Genomic DNA, 16,289 nt, shown 5'->3' with positions numbered 1-16,289 from the left:
CCGTCTCCACCGCTGTCGTCCCTGCGAACGCAGGGACCCATATCCACCGACTGACATGGTGAGAGCCGGCTGCGGCTCCAGCCGTCGCAAAACTGGATCCTGTGAGTATGGGTCCCCGCGTTCGCGGGGACGACACCGAACAGGACGAAACGGATTGCCACTTACAAAAATGGCCGGGATCGCTCCCGGCCATTTTCACTTTTAGATCTGGCGCAACCTCAGCGCGGCGGTGCCACGCCCGGAGGCGGCGGCGGCAGCGCGGCCTGGCCGCCATTGAGCAGCGGCGTGATGCGGCGGACCGTGACGCGCCGGTTGATGCGGCTCGGCCCCTGCGTCTGCTCCTTCAGATACTGCTCGCCATAGCCCTGCGAGGTCAGATTCTCCGCGGGGACGCCAAACTGCTGCGTCATCAGCGTGGCGACCGATTCGGCTCGGCGGTCCGAGAGCGACAAATTGTCGGTCTCGTTGCCGACCGCGTCGGTGTGGCCTTCGATCAGGAAGACCTCGCGCGGGTTGCGCTGGATCGCCTGGTTGAGGCCGTCGGCGATGACCTGCAGCTTCGCCACCTGGTCGGGACCGATCTCCCACGATCCGGTTTCGAAGGTGATCGTGTTGAGATCGATCGACGGCATCAGCTGGCGCACCGACGGGGAGTAGCGGACCTCGTCCAGCGAGTAGCGGCGCTGGACGCGCTCCACCGGTGGCGCGATCAGCGTGTCGTAGATGACATCCGGCGGCGCCTCCTCGGCGTCGACGATGTAGCGGTTGTAGGGGATGCGGATCTCCGGCGGCGGCAGGTCGACATAGAAGCCGCCGACCGCGGCGGGATCGCGATAGGCGTTGTCGATGATGATGATCTCGCGGCCGCCGATATCGCGGCGGATGCGGCGCAGCAGCCGGCCGTCGGCGGCCGTGACCGTGATGATCTGGCTACCGTCGGGGCGGATCACCACCGTGCGCATCTCGCCGCGATCCTCCCGCTGCACGCGGATGTCACGCGCGCCGTAGCGGAAGCGCTCGAGCTCGTCGTGACGCACGAAGGACTGGCCGCTCGGATCGCGCACGATGACGCGTCCCGGCTCGTAGATCAGCGTGCGACCGCCCTCCTGGACCTCGCGGCGCTGGCCGCGGAAATCGTCCAGCCGCTGCGGCCCAGCCATCGGCGCGCCCGGCGCGATCGGCGTGAGCTGCTGTGCCGTCGGCGGTGGCGGCGCCGGGATGGGCGCAGTGACCTGCGGCGGCGGCCGATTGGACATGGCCGGGGGTCCGGCGGGCGGCACAGCGCCCGGACCGGCCTGCGGCGCGCCGGCGGGTCCCGGCCCCGGTCCAGCAGCACCGGGACCTGCCGCTGGAGGCGGCGCACCCGGAGCGCCTGGAGGCGTCCCCGGACGTCCGCCGGGCGTCGGGCTGCCGGACGGCGTTCCTTGCTGCGACGGCGTCTGGGTGGCCGCAGGCGCGGGTGGCGCCGGCGGGGTTCCCGGAGCAGGCGCGACCGTCCCGGCCGGCGCGGTGGGAGCACCCCGCGGCGGGGGCCCGCCTTGCGGGGAGCCAGGCGGCGGGCCACCAGCGCCCGGCCGGCCTCCCGGCGCCGGTCCACCCGGAGCGGGAGTCGGCGCGGCGGAAGGCTGCGGCGACGGGCTTGCGGCCGGCGGCGAATGGGGCGGCGTCGCGCCAGCCGGGGGCGGCGGCGTTCCAGGCCGCTGAGTCGGCGCCGCACTTGGAGGCGGAGCTGGAGGCGGAGGCGGAGCAACCACGGGCGGCGAAGGCGGCGTCGGCCGTGATGGTGCCGCAGCGGGCGGCGGCGGAGCAGGCGGAGCCGCCGGACGCGGAGGCTCGCGCACCACGGGCGGCGGAGCCGGCGGATGCGCCGGAGGCGCAGCGGCCGGGGGCGGCGGCGGTGTCGGACGCGGCGGAGGAGCCGCAGGCGGCTCTGCGCGCGGCGGCGGCGGTGCGGGGCGCGGTGGCTCCGCACGCGGGGGCGGCGGGGGAGGTGGCGGAGGCGCGGGCCGCGGCGCCGCTGCCGGGGGAGGCGGCGGGGGAGCAGGACGAGGCGGAGCCGCCGCGGGTGGCGGCGGAGCTGCAGGCGGTGCCTGGTGGGGCGGTGCAGCGGCCGGCGGCGGGCCACCCGGCCGCTGCGGCGGGCCTGGCGGTTGACCCTGCGGCGGTTGCTTGGGCCGACCGTCCGGGCCGACCTCGCCGCCGGGGCCGCCTGGACCCTGCGCCATGATCATCGGCGCGCTCTGCGCGCGGGAGCCGGAGCTCATTAGTTGCATCGCCGACAGCGCAGTCGTCGCCAGCAGCAGGACGCGAAGTTTGCTCATGTGTCTTGTTTTCCCGGAACGATCTTTTTCAAGCACGGAGAGATCAACGAGTATGCGTTAGGCCGGATTGTGGCGCAGTTCAAATCCGCAGGCGGATTTATTTCGACGCGAAACCACCCCCGCAGGGCCGCCATTCAGGTTTCATTCAGTCTTGATTTTCAAGGGCTTGGCCCAATCGCCGAAATGCGGGACCGGCGCACGGCCAGCCCCTTCGCAGGCGATCATCATGACCACTCAATCGCGGTCAATCCGTGGCCGGATTGGGCGTGGTCGGGCCGAGCGGCCCTCGGCCGGGGATTTCGTCTGGCGTCTGCCCGGGCAGCTCGCGCGGCGGCGCCGGCGAATCGGGTTCGTAAACCGGCGGCGGAATGTCGGGCTGCGGATTGCCAACCGGATCCTCCGGCGGCGGTTCGGCCGGGCGGCCCGGCGTCGCCGGCGGAATCTCTGGCGGTTCGATCGGCATCACATCGCAACCTTTCGATGGTCGCCGAGGTCGGGACGCGTGCCGCTGACGGCGGCCGCCGCCATCTTGACGTAGCGCACGATGGTGCCGGGCGAGTCCCAGAACTCGGCGTCGTCGGGCGTGATCTTCAAAAGGCGGATGTTCGGATCCTCGGCGCTGTCCCACCAGGCCTTGGCCGGCGTCGAGAACAGCTCTCGGATCTTGCCGCGATCGTTGGAAATGGCCGCGGTGCCCGTCAGCGACACGTATTTCTGGCTGCCGACGTCTGCGAACGACAGGTTGACCTGGGGCGATCGCGCGATCTCCTCGTCCTTGTGATGCCGCGCGTCGGTGAGAAAGTAGATCATGTTCTCGTCGCGCGCGAGATAGGCGCTCATCGGCCGTGCCCGCAGCCTGTCACCGTCGCGGGTGACCAGCATCGCGAAGCCGATCTTCTTCATCAGGTCCCAAACGCGACCCTGGTCGCGCGCGTCGTCGTTGCTCATGGCCGGCTCCCTCAATGTCAGGAGCGACAACGCCGCGTGGGGCGCCGATGTTCCGGACGTATTGGGGACGGCGACAGAATGCCGATTCAGCCGCGCAGCAACAGCGTGTTGCTGCGCGTGCGGCCGCATTCGCGGTAGCCGCGACCGAGCATGTCGGCGAGACAATCGTTCTGCCATTCGTCGCGCGACAGGTGTTCGATGACAACGGCCCGCGGCCACAACGCGGCAGGCGCGTCACGGAAGAAGCAGGTCAGCACGCGGTCCTCGAAGCCTTCCACGTCGATCTTCAGCGCATCGACCCTGGTCGCTCCGGCCTGTTCGAGGATGGTCTGCAGCCGCAACGACGGGACCTTGAATGCTTCAGCACCCGCCTCTCCGGTCACGATGTGGCTGGCGCCGAGATTGTCGCCATCGGTCTCGATCATCACCTCGCCGTCGCTCTCGCCTGCCGCCGCCGCGACGAGCCTGACCTGGGACAGCGCGGACGCATCGCGATTGAAGCTCAGCCGCGCATGTGTGACCGGATGCGGCTCCACTGCGATCACGAGACCGCTCGGCCCGACGTGACGCGCGAGCGGCAAGGCAAACGTTCCGACATTGGCGCCGACATCCACCACCACGCCGCCCGGCGGAACGTGGCTGCGCAGGAAATCCAGCTCCTCACGATTGTAGTCGGGATTGAACAGCGCACCACGTTCGGTCGCACTGACCTGATGATAGAAGCGGAAATTGGCGCCCTGATAGCCGACATCCAGAGGACCTGCCCCCAGCACGTTGACGACGCGCGTCAACATCGGCCGGAACGCGCCGCGCTTCAGGCCGGAGCCGTGCGCCAGCCGGATCACCAGTGCCTGGGCGGCATTCGGAGCGAAGGCACCAAAGGAGGGCGGAGAAGGATCGTTGTCGGGCGTCAAGGTCGCGTCCTGGGCTGAGGGCGACGTGTGATAGCCGGTTTCGCCGCGATCTCCAATGCAGGCGGCGTGGCCGCATTGTGTCGTCACCAGGACCGCGCTGAGGCAACACCCGAGCCGCTCAGGCCGCCTTGCGCTGACGCAGGAAACGGCCGATCAGGCGACGCCGTCCCTTGCGCGGAATGAGATCAATGTCGCTGACGAGCTTGGCGCCGCCCTTGCGCCGCTCGAGCACGATCTTGCGGCTGTGGAAGGCCTCCAGCTCGGCACGATGCGCCACGCTGACGATGGTGGCCTTCGGCAGCTCGCTCGTCACGATCTCCATCATCCGGTCCTGGCTCTTCTCATCGAGCGCGGAGGTGGCTTCATCGAGCACGACGATGTCGGGGCTGTGCAGCAGCAGGCGCGCGAAGGCGAGACGCTGCTTCTCGCCGCCGGAGAGCGTCTGATCCCAGGGCGCGTCCTCCTCGATCTTGTCCTTGAGATGGTCGAGACCGACCTTGTGCAGGGCTTCGCCGACCTGCGCCACGCTCCAATCCTCGGCAGCCCCGGGATAGGCGACGGCCCGGCGCAGGGTGCCCGATGGCACGTAGGGCCGCTGCGGCAGCATGAACAGCTTGCGGTCGGGGTGGAAGTTGATGCTGCCGCCGCCCCACGGCCACAGCCCGGCGATGGCGCGCACGAGCGTGCTCTTGCCGGTGCCGGATTCGCCCGCGACGAGCAGGCGCTCGCCGGGATCGACCACGACCTCGGTCTCGCCGACCACGGCGGTACCGTCGTCGAGCGTCACCTGCAGATCATTCAGACTGAGCATCGCGTCGCCGGTGGTCTCGCCGCGCTTGATGCGGCCGACGCCGTCGCCTCTCTCGGCACGTTCCAGCGCATCGAGCGACATCATCAGCGAGGCGATGCGGCGGGCGCAGGCATTCCAATCCGCGAGCCGCGGATAGTTGTCGACCAGCCAGCCGAACGCGGTCTGCACGATCGTGAACGCGCTCGCCGCCTGCATCACCTGCCCGAGCGTCATGCTGCCGTCGAGAAATTTCGGCGCGCACAGCAGCAGCGGCACGACAGGGGCGATGAGGCTGGAGCCCTGCGACACCAGGGTGGTGCGCATGTGCTGGCCGGCGAGCCGCGCCCATTGCTGCAGCACGTTGCCGAACGTCCGGTCGATGCCGGCGCGCTCTTCGGTCTCGCCGCCGAGCAGGGCGATGCTCTCGCCGTTTTCGCGGACGCGGGTCAGGGTGTAGCGGAAATCGGCCTCCGCCTGGTTCTTGTCCTCGGAGACCTGCACGAAGCGGCGGCCGATCGTCATGATCGAGCCCGAGGCGATGGCGGCGTAGGCGATCGCGGCGATGACCAGAAAGCCGGGAATGGTGATCTCAGTTGCGCCGAGATGCAGCGTCAGCGCGCCGCCGATGGTCCAGAGCACGACGATGAAGGTCGCAGCCGACAGCAGCGCCGAGGTCACGCCGGCGATGAAGTCGACCGGCGAATCGGTCGCGATGCGTAGGTCCTCGGCGATCCGGTATTCCGGATTCTTGTGGTCGCCGCTGACGAGATTGAGCTGATAGTAGCGCCCGCTGGTCAGCCAGCGGGTGATGACGCTGTTGGTCAGCCAGGCGCGCCAGCGCCGCTGGATCGCCATGCGCGCATAGACCTGGGCGACGCCGAGCATGACGCTGCCGATCGCCAGCGGGAAGAAGATCGCGGTGAGATGAAAGACGGTCGCCGAATCGCGCTTCTCGATCGCATCGAAGATCGACCGATTCCAGACGTTGATGCCGTACTGAAATCCGACAGTCGCAACGATCAGGAACAGCAGCCCGAGCGTGAACGCCCACGCCAGACCGTCGCCGCTCTTGCCCCAATAGCCGCGGGCGCTGATCCAGAACCGGGTCAGCAGATAGCGCTTACGCAGTTGCTCGGCCTCTTCGGGCGACAGCTCCGGATCGGGCTCCACCAATTCGGGCGGCGGCGGCTCGACCTGGGTGCCATTCTCAGCGGCGATCTCGATGATCGGCGCCTTCTCCGACGCCTGTGCCCCCGGCCGCGCGATGTCCTGAACCTGTCCCATTCCGCGATAACAGCAACGCAACCAGAAGGTTCCCACCCGGGTTCCCGCGCAATTCGCGCCGCTTTCAGGGCACCTGCGTATTCGGCGCCATCGGTGGGGCGCGATACAGCGGCACGGGAACGACCTTGTGCAGCACGCGCGACAATTCTTCGATCGAATAGGGCTTGCGCAGCAGCTCGAAACCGTGCGTGCCCTGCTGCACCAGCACATGGCTGTAACCGCTCGCCAGCACGACCGGCACGTTGAGCTCGAGCCGCCTGATTTCCTCGGCAAGCTCCAGCCCGGTCATGCCGGGCATCACGACATCGGTGAAGACGACGTCGAACCGGCTGGTGCCGCCGATCAGCTCCTCCAGCGCGTCTCTGGCGTTGTCGACCAGCGTGGTGCGATAGCCGAGTTCGGCCAGCGCTTCGGTCGCCGATCTGCCGACGTCGATGTTGTCCTCGACCACCAGCACCGACATGCCTCGACCGCCGATCGGCTCCGCATGGCTGCCGTCCTCGCCACGCTGCACTTGGGCTGGAGCGACGCGCGGCAGATAGAGCGTGAACGTCGCGCCGCGCCCCTTTTCGCTCGTGACCCCGATTTCGCCGCCGGACTGCTTGGCGAAGCCAAACACTTGCGAGAGACCGAGGCCGGTGCCCCGGCCGATGGTCTTGGTCGTAAAGAATGGCTCGAAGATGCGTCCGAAATGCTCCGACGGGATGCCGACGCCGGTGTCCTGGACGGTGATGGCGACATAGCCCAGCGGCGGACGGTCGTGCGGCGCCGACGGCGTCGGCAGCGCCGCTGCTGGGGCGACGGTGATGCTGAGACGTCCCTGGCCGGCCATCGCATCGCGGGCATTGACGGCCAGGTTGATCAGTGCCGTCTCGAACTGGCCGGCGTCGGAATTAACGTAGCACGGCTCGTCGGGAACGGAGACCACGACCTCGACGCGCGACCCGACCAGGGTCTTGGTCATGTCGCGCAGGGCGACGACGCTGCGGCCGATGTCGAAGACCTCCGGCTTCAGCGTCTGGCGCCGGGCGAACGCGAGGAGCTGCGACGTGAGCTTCGATGCGCGCGCCACCGTATCCGAGATCGCGTCGATATAGCGCTGCCGCCGCTCATCAGCCAGATTCGGCCGGCGCAACAGATCGGCCGAGGCCCGGATCACGGTCAGCAGATTGTTGAAGTCGTGCGCGACGCCGCCGGTCAGTTGTCCCAGCGCCTCCATGCGCTGACCGTGCTTGAGCGCATCCTCGGCTTCGAGGCGGCGGGCGGCCTCGACATGCAGGCGCTCGGTCCGCCGCCGGGCAAGGGCCAGGAAGACGATGAGCAGCGCGGTTGCCGGGATGCCGAAGATGAGGTGCCGGCCGATCGTGCCGAGCCAGCGGTTGCGGATGGTCGACGTCGCCAGCCCTGCCGAGACGTAGACGGGATAGCCACCGAGCCGCTGATAGCCGACGAGACGCTCAACGCCATCGACCGGCGAGATATCGGTCACGAGCTGCTCCGTATCTGCGGCCCCGGCGGGGACGTCGCTGGGGTCCGCGGCCGTGCTTCTCCCGGCGGCCGGGAAGCGCGCCAGAATGAGGCCATCGAAGCGGCGCAGCGCGAAGTAGCTGCCGGGCGCCCGGCCGATCCGGGCATAGAAGTGCTCGAAATAATCCGGAAGCACCGAAGCCTGGATGATGCCGGTGAAGCTGCCGTCGTCGCTCTGGCGGCGGCGGCTGATGCTGAAAAACGGCGCGCCCTGATAGGGCGGCCGCGGCGTCAACTGCGCGCCGATGAAGGTGCCGATGCTGTCCTTGACGTGGGCACTAAAGTAGTCGCGGTCGAGGAACGTCATGTCCGGCGCCGGATAGATCATGCTGTTGACCAGCGGCCGGCCATTGGCGTCGAACACCCAGGCGGACTTCATCTGCGGCAGCGCATCCGATAATTGCCGCAACCGGGCATGCAGCACCTGCTCGCGCGCCTTGATATCGGCATCCGACAGGTCGCGGACGACCTCGTCGATCTCCGAGAGGCTGCGTTCGATGGTCTCGAACACCTTCAGCGCGTGCTCGTGGACGATTTCGAGCGAGCGGCGGATCTCGCGATCGGCCTCCTCATATGTCGTGCCGTGGGATACGTAGGCCGCGATCACGAACAGCGCGACGGGAAGCGCGAGGGACGCGACCATCATCCAGCGCAGCATCGTCAGCGATTTGCGTTGTGCGGTCTGCACGGTCGCTCCGGCTTCAAAGGGCCACGAGCTTAACGCAATCGACGGCAGCTACAAACTAGCCGCGCCCGGAACTTGCACCAGTTTCGGGCGCGGAAGGTCAGATCGAAAGTGGTCGGCCCGGCTAGATCTGCCGCTCGACCAGCTTGAGCTTCAGCTCCGCGATCGCCTCGGCCGGGTTGAGCCCCTTCGGGCAGGCCTTGGCGCAGTTCATGATGGTGTGGCAGCGATACAGCCGGAACGGATCCTCGAGGTTGTCGAGCCGCTCGCCGGTCGCCTCGTCGCGGCTGTCCTTGACCCAGCGGTTGGCCTGCAGCAGCGCCGCCGGACCGAGATAGCGCTCGCTGTTCCACCAGTAGCTCGGGCACGAGGTCGAGCAACAGGCGCACAGGATGCACTCGTAGAGGCCGTCGAGCTTCTCGCGATCCTCGTGGCTCTGCCGCCATTCCTTCTGCGGCGTCGGCGAGGTCGTCTTCAGCCAGGGCTCGATCGAGGCATATTGCGCGTAGAAGTTGGTGAGGTCCGGCACCAGGTCCTTCACGACAGGCTGATGCGGCAGCGGATTGATCTTGACCGCGCCGTCCTTCACGTCGTGCATCGACTTGGTGCAGGCCAGGGTGTTCTGGCCGTCGATGTTCATCGCGCAGGAGCCGCACACGCCCTCGCGGCAGGAGCGGCGGAAGGTCAGCGACGGATCGATGTGGTTCTTGATCCAGATCAGCCCGTCCAGCACCATCGGGCCGCAATCTTTGACGTCGACGTAATAGGTATCGACGCTCGGATTCTTGCCGTCGTCCGGATTCCAGCGATAGACCTTGAACTCGCGGACCTCGGCGGCGCCGGCCGGCTTGGGCCAGGTCTTGCCGCCGGTGATCTGAGAATTCTTCGGAAGTGCGAACTCAGCCATTTCGGAAGGCCTTCTTGGGTTTGACGGACGGGCTCAGGTCACACGCGATCAGTACACGCGCGCCTTCGGCTGAATGTACTGCACGTCGTTGGTCATGGTGTAGTTGTGCACCGGACGGTAATCGATCGTGGTCTTGCCATCCTTGCTGTCGATCCACGCCAGCGTGTGCTTCATCCAGTTCGTGTCGTCGCGATCCGGGAAGTCCTCGCGTGCATGGGCGCCGCGGCTCTCGGTCCGGTTCGCCGCCGAGTCCATCGTCACGACCGCCTGCGCGATCAGATTGTCGAACTCCAGCGTCTCGATCAGGTCGGAATTCCACACCAGCGAGCGGTCGGACACTGCGATGTCACCGATGCCGCCATACACCTTGTGGATCAGGTTGTGGCCTTCCTGCAGCACCTCGCCGGTGCGGAACACGGCACAGTTGGTCTGCATCACGTTCTGCATGCTCTCGCGAAGCTTCGCGGTCGGCGTGCCGCCGGAGGCGTGGCGATAATGATCGAGCCGGGTCAGCGCCTTATCGGCGGAGTCCTTGGGCAGGTCCGGCTGCTTGCCGTTCGGCGTCAGCTTCTCGGCCAGCCGCAGCGCCGCCGCGCGGCCGAACACCACGAGGTCGATCAGCGAGTTCGAGCCGAGCCGGTTGGCGCCGTGCACGGAGACGCAGGCCGCCTCGCCCACCGCCATCAGGCCGGGCACGATCGCGTTGTCGTCGCCGTCCTTCTTGGTCAGCACCTCGGCGCGATAGTTGGTCGGGATGCCGCCCATGTTGTAGTGCGCGGTCGGCACGATCGGGATCGGCTCGCGCGTGACGTCGACATTGGCGAAGATCTTGGCGGATTCGGAGATGCCGGGCAGGCGCTCCTGCAGCACCTTCGGATCGAGATGGTCGAGATGCAGGAAGATGTGGTCCTTCTTCCGGCCGACGCCGCGGCCTTCGCGGATCTCGACGGTCATCGCGCGGGAAACGACGTCGCGCGAGGCGAGGTCCTTTGCGGACGGCGCATAGCGCTCCATGAAGCGCTCGCCCTCGGCGTTGACGAGATAGCCGCCCTCGCCGCGTGCACCTTCGGTGACAAGACAGCCCGAGCCATAGATGCCGGTCGGGTGGAACTGCACGAACTCCATGTCCTGCAGCGGCAGGCCGGCGCGCAGCGCCATGCCGCCGCCGTCACCGGTGCAGGTGTGCGCCGAGGTGCAGGAGGCGTAGGCACGGCCGTAGCCGCCGGTCGCCAGGATCGTGGTCTGGGCGCGGAAGCGGTGCAACGTGCCGTCATCGAGCTTGAGCGCGATGACGCCACGGCAGACGCCCTGGTCGTCCATGATCAGGTCGATGGCGAAGAACTCGATGAAGAACTCCGCGGCGTGCCGCAGCGACTGGCCATACATAGTGTGCAGCATGGCGTGGCCGGTGCGGTCGGCGGCGGCGCAGGTGCGCTGCGCCTGGCCCTTGCCGTAGTCCAGGGTCATGCCGCCGAACGGCCGCTGGTAGATCTTGCCGTCCTCGGTGCGCGAGAACGGCACGCCCCAATGCTCGAGCTCGTAGACCGCCTCGGGCGCGTTGCGCACCATGTATTCGATCGCGTCCTGGTCGCCGAGCCAGTCCGACCCCTTGACGGTGTCGTACATGTGCCAGCGCCAGTCGTCCTGATGCATGTTGCCGAGCGAGGCCGAGATGCCGCCCTGTGCCGCCACCGTATGCGAGCGGGTCGGGAACACCTTGGTGATGCAGGCGGTGCGCAAGCCCGCCTCGCTGCAGCCGACGACCGCGCGCAGGCCGGCGCCGCCGGCGCCGACCACGACGACGTCATAGGTGTGGTCCTCGATCGGATATGCTTTTCCGTTCGTCGCGGGCGCGCCGTTCGCGCTGCCATTTGCTCCGCCGGCCATGGCCTAGACTCCAGTGGACAGTTTGATGAGGGCGTAGATCGAGGCGAGCGCCACGGTCACCGCGAAGAAGTTGTTGGCCATGATCGCGACGAGCTTGAGCGGCTCGCTGTGCACGTAGTCCTCGATCACGACCTGCATACCGATCTTCATGTGCCAGCAGCTCGCGATCACGAACAGCAGCATAATCACGGCAATCGGAATCGAGCCCAGGATCTGCGCCGCGCCGGCCTGGTTGCGGCCGAGCAGCATGATCACCACGATCACGACCGGCACGATCAACAGGGTCATCGCGACCGCGGTGATGCGCTGGCGCCAGAAATCACCGGTGCCCGAATGGGCCGCGCCGAGGTTGCGGACGCGGCCGAGCGGGGTGCGCATCGACTTCGCGCGTGCGTTGCTCATCGGCCGCCTCCCACTGCGTAAGCCACGATCCAGACCAGGACAGTCAACGTGATGCCCCCGATCAGGGCGCCCCAGGTGAGCGTCTCGCGCTCATTGGGCTTGAAGCCGTAGCCGAGGTCCCAGACGAAGTGGCGGATGCCGGACAAGAGATGGTGCAGCAGCGCCCAGGTGTAGCCGAACACGATCAGGCGGCCGAGGAAGCTGCCCATGAACCCCTGGACGTAGGAGTAGGCGCTGGGACCAGACGCGGCGGCGATCAACCACCAGGCCAGCAGCAGCGTCCCGAAATATAGTGCAACCCCGGTGGCTCGATGGACGATCGAGAGGATCATCGTCAGCGTCCAGCGGTAGGTTTGCAGATGCGGCGAAAGCGGTCGTTCGATCCTGGCTGTCATTGGTTGCTTTGATGATTTCTTGTGGGCCGTGAACGGAAGGGGCTTGCGGCCATGTGGATCGGCAAGGCGGGCTTTATTTACGGAGAAGGAACAGGCGTTGCAACGAACAAATCGCCCAAAACCGAACGACGATTCAGTACTAGGCGACCGGTGGGAAAAGGGCCAATGGCCGCCGTGGTATACCAGAAACCGTTCATGGCCGGATGCGGCGAACTATTGTTCATTCCTACCTCCTCAGCAAGGCCGCGCCCAACGCGGCAAGACTGTTGAATGGCACGGAATGTCGAGCATTGATTCACCGCTTAACCACGGTCCTGAGAGCGCCCGTTTCGCGACAAGAGCCAGCGCCATCTGATGATTCTGCAAACCTGCCCAGAGCGATTCGCGGAGCAACAACCCGCACCGCGACCGCCTGCGCTGGCGCAAATCCCCCTCGATCTCCCCCGTTCCTGGCAACGCCGCGCAGCCCTCCGCCGGTCGTTTTTGCCGCATATCGCCGCCGGGCGAAGCAGCTTAGTCTGAGCGAGGTACAACAGACGCGGTGCAGGGAGCCTCGATGCCGCTGCCGACGGTCCGACCGACAACCACCGAACGCCCGGCGGCACTGCCGGCGCGCAAGGTGTCGTCGCACGAGCCCGTCGAGGAGCCCCTGACCTGCGTGCTCGGCTTCACCGCCTCCGGCCTGTTCGCCGCCTGTCTCGCATTCGCCATCCAGCACGAGATCGCCTCGCTCGCCGTGCTCGAGTTCGTGCTGATCTGCGCCGCGCCGCCGCTGGCCGCGCTGGCCGGCCTCGCGATCGGACGACGGCGCTAGGCCGCCGTCACTTCGTATAGATGTCCTTGTACTGATCACGCAGCACGTTCTTCTGCACCTTGCTCATCGCATTGCGCGGCAGCTCGTCGACCACGAACACGCGCTTGGGCATCTTGAATTTCGCCAATCGGCCGTCGAGGCCCTTGAGCACCCCGGCCTCGCTGACATCAGCCCCCGGATGGCGCACCACGACCGCGGTGACACCTTCGCCGAAATCAGGATGCGGCACACCGATGACGGCGGACTCGACCACGCCCGGCATGGCGTCGATCTCGCTCTCGATCTCCTTCGGGTAGACGTTGAAGCCGCCGGAGATCACGAGATCCTTGCCGCGCCCGACGATGTGGACGTAGCCTTCCTTGTCGATCTTGCCGAGGTCGCCGGTGATGAAGAAACCATCGTCGCGGAATTCCGACTTGGTCTTCTCCGGCATCCGCCAATAGCCCTTGAACACGTTCGGGCCCTTGACCTCGATCATCCCGATCTCGTCGCGCGCGAGCTCCTTGGCCGTTTCCGGATCGGTGACGCGCACCGACACGCCGGGCAGCGGGAAGCCGACCGCGCCGGGCACGCGCTCGCCGTCATACGGGTTCGACGTATTCATGTTGGTCTCGGTCATGCCGTAGCGCTCGAGCACGGCATGGCCGGTGCGCGCGAACCACTCGCGATGGGTGTCGGCGAGCAGCGGCGCCGAGCCGGAGATGAAGAGCCGCATGTGGCTGGTCGTCTCCTTCGACAGCCGCGGGTTCTGCAACAGGCGCGTGTAGAACGTCGGCACACCCATCAGCACTGTGGCGCGCGCCATCAGGTTGATGATCAGGTCCGGATCGAGCTTGGGCAGGAAGATCATCGACGCCCGCGCGAACAGCGTGACGTTGCTGGCCACGAACAGGCCATGGGTGTGATAGATCGGCAGCGCGTGGATCAGCACGTCGTCCTTGGTGAAGCGCCAGTAGTCGATCAGGGTCAGCGAGTTCGAGGCGAGATTGTCGTGAGACAGCATCGCGCCCTTGGAGCGGCCGGTGGTGCCCGACGTATAGAGAATGGCGGCGAGATCGTCGGCGCCGCGCGGCACGGTGGTGAAGGCGGAGCCGGCCTTGTCGGCGGCTTCCGTCAGCGAGCCCGTGCCTGACGCATCGAGCGTTTCCACCTTGGCGCCGACCTTGGCCGCCAGCGCGCCGATGCCTTCGGCCTTCGCGGGATCGCACACCACGACGGTCGGCTCGGCGTCGCCGATGAAATAGTCGAGCTCGTTGAGCGTATAGGCGGTGTTGAGCGGCAGATAGACGCCGCCGGCGCGCACCGTGGCAAGATAGAGCACGAGGCCGGACACCGACTTCTCGGTCTGCGCCGCGACGCGATCACCCGGCTTCACACCGCGGGCCACCAGCACGTTCGCCATCTGGCCTGCCCGCGCGATCAAATCGCCATAGGTGATGCGCTGGCCGTCGTGGGTCTCGATCGCCAGGCGGTTGGGATCGTCGAGGCCATCGAACAGGCGGGAGAACAGATTGGCGTTGGCGGCTTGGTTCATGCAACATTCCCCTGGGAGCATCGGCAGGCCGGCAGTGCCAGCCGGCGGAACATCATGCTCGACGAAGACGAAAAGGGCCGGGACAGCGAACAAGACCGGTGACATCGCAGTCACCACGGTCGCCATCTCTGATCGAGGCTGCTCTAGCAAAAACGCCCTTTCGAAGGCAACCGGGAGACGCTGGGATATGGTCAAGGGAAAACGGATCGCGTGGATCACCGGCGGCGGCACCGGAATCGGCGAGGCCGGCGCACTGGCGCTCGCGGCCGAGGGCTGGACGGTGATCGCCTCGGGCCGGCGCACGGCCGCGCTCCAGGCCGTGGTGGCCCAGATTGCCGCGGCGGGCGGCACGGCCGAGGCCGTGCCGCTCGACGTCGCCAAGGCCGCCGACGTGCAGGCCGCGACCGATGCCATCCTGGCGCGGCACGGGCGCATCGATCTGCTGGTCAACTCCGCCGGCGTCAACGTGCCGAAGCGGCGCTGGGACGACATGACGATCGAGGGCTGGAACCAGCTGGTCGAGATCAACCTCAACGGTGTGCTCTACTGCATGAAGGCGGTGCTGCCGGCGATGCGGGCGCAGCAGGACGGCACCATCATCAACGTCTCGTCCTGGGCCGGCCGCCATGTCTCGAAGATGCCGGGACCGGCCTACACCTCGACCAAGCACGCGGTGCTGGCGCTGACGCACTCGTTCAACATGGAGGAATGCGTCAACGGCCTGCGCGCCTGCTGCCTGATGCCCGGCGAGGTCGCCACGCCGATCCTGGAGCAGCGCCCGGTCGTGCCGAGCGCCGCGGAGCAGGCGCGGATGCTGCAGCCTGAGGATCTCGGCCGCACCATCGCCTTCGTCGCGAACATGCCGCCGCGGGTGTGCGTCAACGAGATCCTGATCAGTCCGACGTGGAATCGCGGGTTCATTCAGACGCCGGGCAACAGGGATTGAGGAGCGCTTAATATCAAGCACGGCGAGCGCGCCTACAGCCCAGGACTTGGTCGTACGCGACCAGGTCCGCAACTTCGGTTCGGGCAAATACCCGGCAATGTCCTGACCGTTCAGGGGCCCCAGCGCAAGCTGGGGCCCCTCTCTTTATCATTGAGATCGTGAGGGCCAAGCGCGCGCCAAATAACCGGCGTCGTCCCTGCGAACGGGACCCATACCGCATGGTGTTTGTAAGGGGCAGGCTGCGAGTCCCGTGCAAGACAACTGAACCCTGTGGTTATGGATCCCGGGTCGGCGCGCTTCGCGCTTGCCCGGGACGACAGCTGTGGTTGGCGCGCCCGGCGTTGCCTCCGAGAAGCAGCTCGAAGGCGAACGATCTCGTTCTCGCGACACGATGCGCCCGAGCTGTGCTGAAACTCACCGCCCTCGAATCATGAGGGCGCGGGGAAGGCCGGGCGCTGGCCGCGCCCGTGGCCCGCCTGCGAAAGAAAATGCAGGCGGCAGGTACCACAGGTCTGGCCGAGAACACCCGGCCTTCCCCGCGCAACGGTTTTAACGGCTGCTTCGCGTTCTCCCTGGTGCGCCGGGCTTGTTGGCCACCATCACGAGCGCGACACGTTAGCATCAGCACCCGCTTGATATCAGCATCGGGATATCAGGACCGCGCGACTTGACCGTGCGCGTGTCGCTGTTCGTCCGCGTGGCGACCACGCTGCAGCAACACACGCCCATCGCATCCCACTGCCAACGGTTCGTGACGGTCGCGAAACGCCCCTCATGCGGCAGCAGGGACGTGCGGAAATGTGCAGGTGATTTGCCCGACGATGCAACGCCGGCAGCGTGCGACAAAGTAGCTCGACGGGCAATTTGCGCATGGGAGGAATGCTGACGGCGTCTTCTGCGCGATACGATCTCTTTCCCCTTGGACAGTCGGCTCC

13 protein-coding genes are annotated in these 16,289 nt (G+C 67.0%); 2 read left to right on the top strand and 11 right to left on the bottom strand.

Annotated elements, in window-relative coordinates; genetic code table 11:
* Positions 1 to 218: 218 nt before the first annotated feature.
* The 10 genes from QX070_RS28380 to sdhC form a co-directional block, all read right to left on the bottom strand.
* Positions 219 to 2,321 (bottom strand): OmpA family protein, encoded by a 2,103-nt coding sequence (locus QX070_RS28380; protein WP_315740451.1) that lies wholly within the window; start codon positions 2,319 to 2,321, stop codon positions 219 to 221.
* A 244-nt stretch (positions 2,322 to 2,565) separates the two neighbouring features.
* Positions 2,566 to 2,784, bottom strand: coding sequence for a hypothetical protein (locus QX070_RS28375; protein ID WP_315740450.1), 219 nt, complete (start codon positions 2,782 to 2,784; stop codon positions 2,566 to 2,568).
* Complete coding sequence (locus QX070_RS28370; protein WP_315740449.1) at positions 2,784 to 3,269, bottom strand: pyridoxamine 5'-phosphate oxidase family protein; 486 nt, start codon at positions 3,267 to 3,269, stop codon at positions 2,784 to 2,786. The genes QX070_RS28375 and QX070_RS28370 overlap by 1 nt, the downstream gene beginning before the upstream one ends.
* 86 nt (positions 3,270 to 3,355) lie before the next feature.
* On the bottom strand, positions 3,356 to 4,183 hold the full coding sequence (locus QX070_RS28365) for an FkbM family methyltransferase (RefSeq protein WP_315740448.1): 828 nt from the start codon (positions 4,181 to 4,183) through the stop codon (positions 3,356 to 3,358).
* A 118-nt stretch (positions 4,184 to 4,301) separates the two neighbouring features.
* Complete coding sequence (locus QX070_RS28360; protein ID WP_315740447.1) at positions 4,302 to 6,257, bottom strand: ABC transporter ATP-binding protein/permease; 1,956 nt, start codon at positions 6,255 to 6,257, stop codon at positions 4,302 to 4,304.
* 64 nt (positions 6,258 to 6,321) lie between these two features.
* Positions 6,322 to 8,472, bottom strand: a complete 2,151-nt coding sequence (locus QX070_RS28355; protein ID WP_315740446.1) for an ATP-binding protein — start codon at positions 8,470 to 8,472, stop codon at positions 6,322 to 6,324.
* Between the two features lie 121 nt (positions 8,473 to 8,593).
* Positions 8,594 to 9,376, bottom strand: a complete 783-nt coding sequence (locus tag QX070_RS28350) for a succinate dehydrogenase iron-sulfur subunit (protein ID WP_315740445.1) — start codon at positions 9,374 to 9,376, stop codon at positions 8,594 to 8,596.
* Between the two features lie 48 nt (positions 9,377 to 9,424).
* The gene (gene sdhA / locus QX070_RS28345; protein WP_315740444.1) at positions 9,425 to 11,263 is read right to left on the bottom strand and encodes a succinate dehydrogenase flavoprotein subunit; all 1,839 of its coding nucleotides are present in this window, start codon (positions 11,261 to 11,263) and stop codon (positions 9,425 to 9,427) included.
* Between the two features lie 3 nt (positions 11,264 to 11,266).
* Positions 11,267 to 11,641: a succinate dehydrogenase, hydrophobic membrane anchor protein gene (gene sdhD, locus QX070_RS28340; RefSeq protein ID WP_315740508.1), complete on the bottom strand. Its 375-nt coding sequence runs from the start codon at positions 11,639 to 11,641 to the stop codon at positions 11,267 to 11,269.
* A 20-nt stretch (positions 11,642 to 11,661) separates the two neighbouring features.
* Positions 11,662 to 12,060 (bottom strand): succinate dehydrogenase, cytochrome b556 subunit, encoded by a 399-nt coding sequence (gene sdhC, locus QX070_RS28335; RefSeq protein WP_008965547.1) that lies wholly within the window; start codon positions 12,058 to 12,060, stop codon positions 11,662 to 11,664.
* A 556-nt stretch (positions 12,061 to 12,616) separates the two neighbouring features.
* Between sdhC and QX070_RS28330 the strand changes: the two genes are divergently transcribed.
* Positions 12,617 to 12,874, top strand: coding sequence for a hypothetical protein (locus tag QX070_RS28330; RefSeq protein WP_315740443.1), 258 nt, complete (start codon positions 12,617 to 12,619; stop codon positions 12,872 to 12,874).
* 7 nt (positions 12,875 to 12,881) lie between these two features.
* Here QX070_RS28330 and QX070_RS28325 read toward each other — a convergent pair whose 3' ends face one another.
* Positions 12,882 to 14,408 (bottom strand): malonyl-CoA synthase, encoded by a 1,527-nt coding sequence (locus tag QX070_RS28325; protein ID WP_315740442.1) that lies wholly within the window; start codon positions 14,406 to 14,408, stop codon positions 12,882 to 12,884.
* A gap of 187 nt (positions 14,409 to 14,595) precedes the next feature.
* Between QX070_RS28325 and QX070_RS28320 the strand changes: the two genes are divergently transcribed.
* Entirely contained in the window at positions 14,596 to 15,354 is a 759-nt protein-coding gene (locus tag QX070_RS28320; RefSeq protein ID WP_315740441.1) for an SDR family oxidoreductase, read from the top strand.
* Positions 15,355 to 16,289 lie beyond the last annotated feature (935 nt).

Source organism: Bradyrhizobium sp. SZCCHNR1093 (assembly GCF_032381175.1).
GTDB lineage: Bacteria > Pseudomonadota > Alphaproteobacteria > Rhizobiales > Xanthobacteraceae > Bradyrhizobium.
Note: the sequence above shows the minus strand (reverse complement) of the source record. Positions and strands in the feature narration are given on the sequence as shown.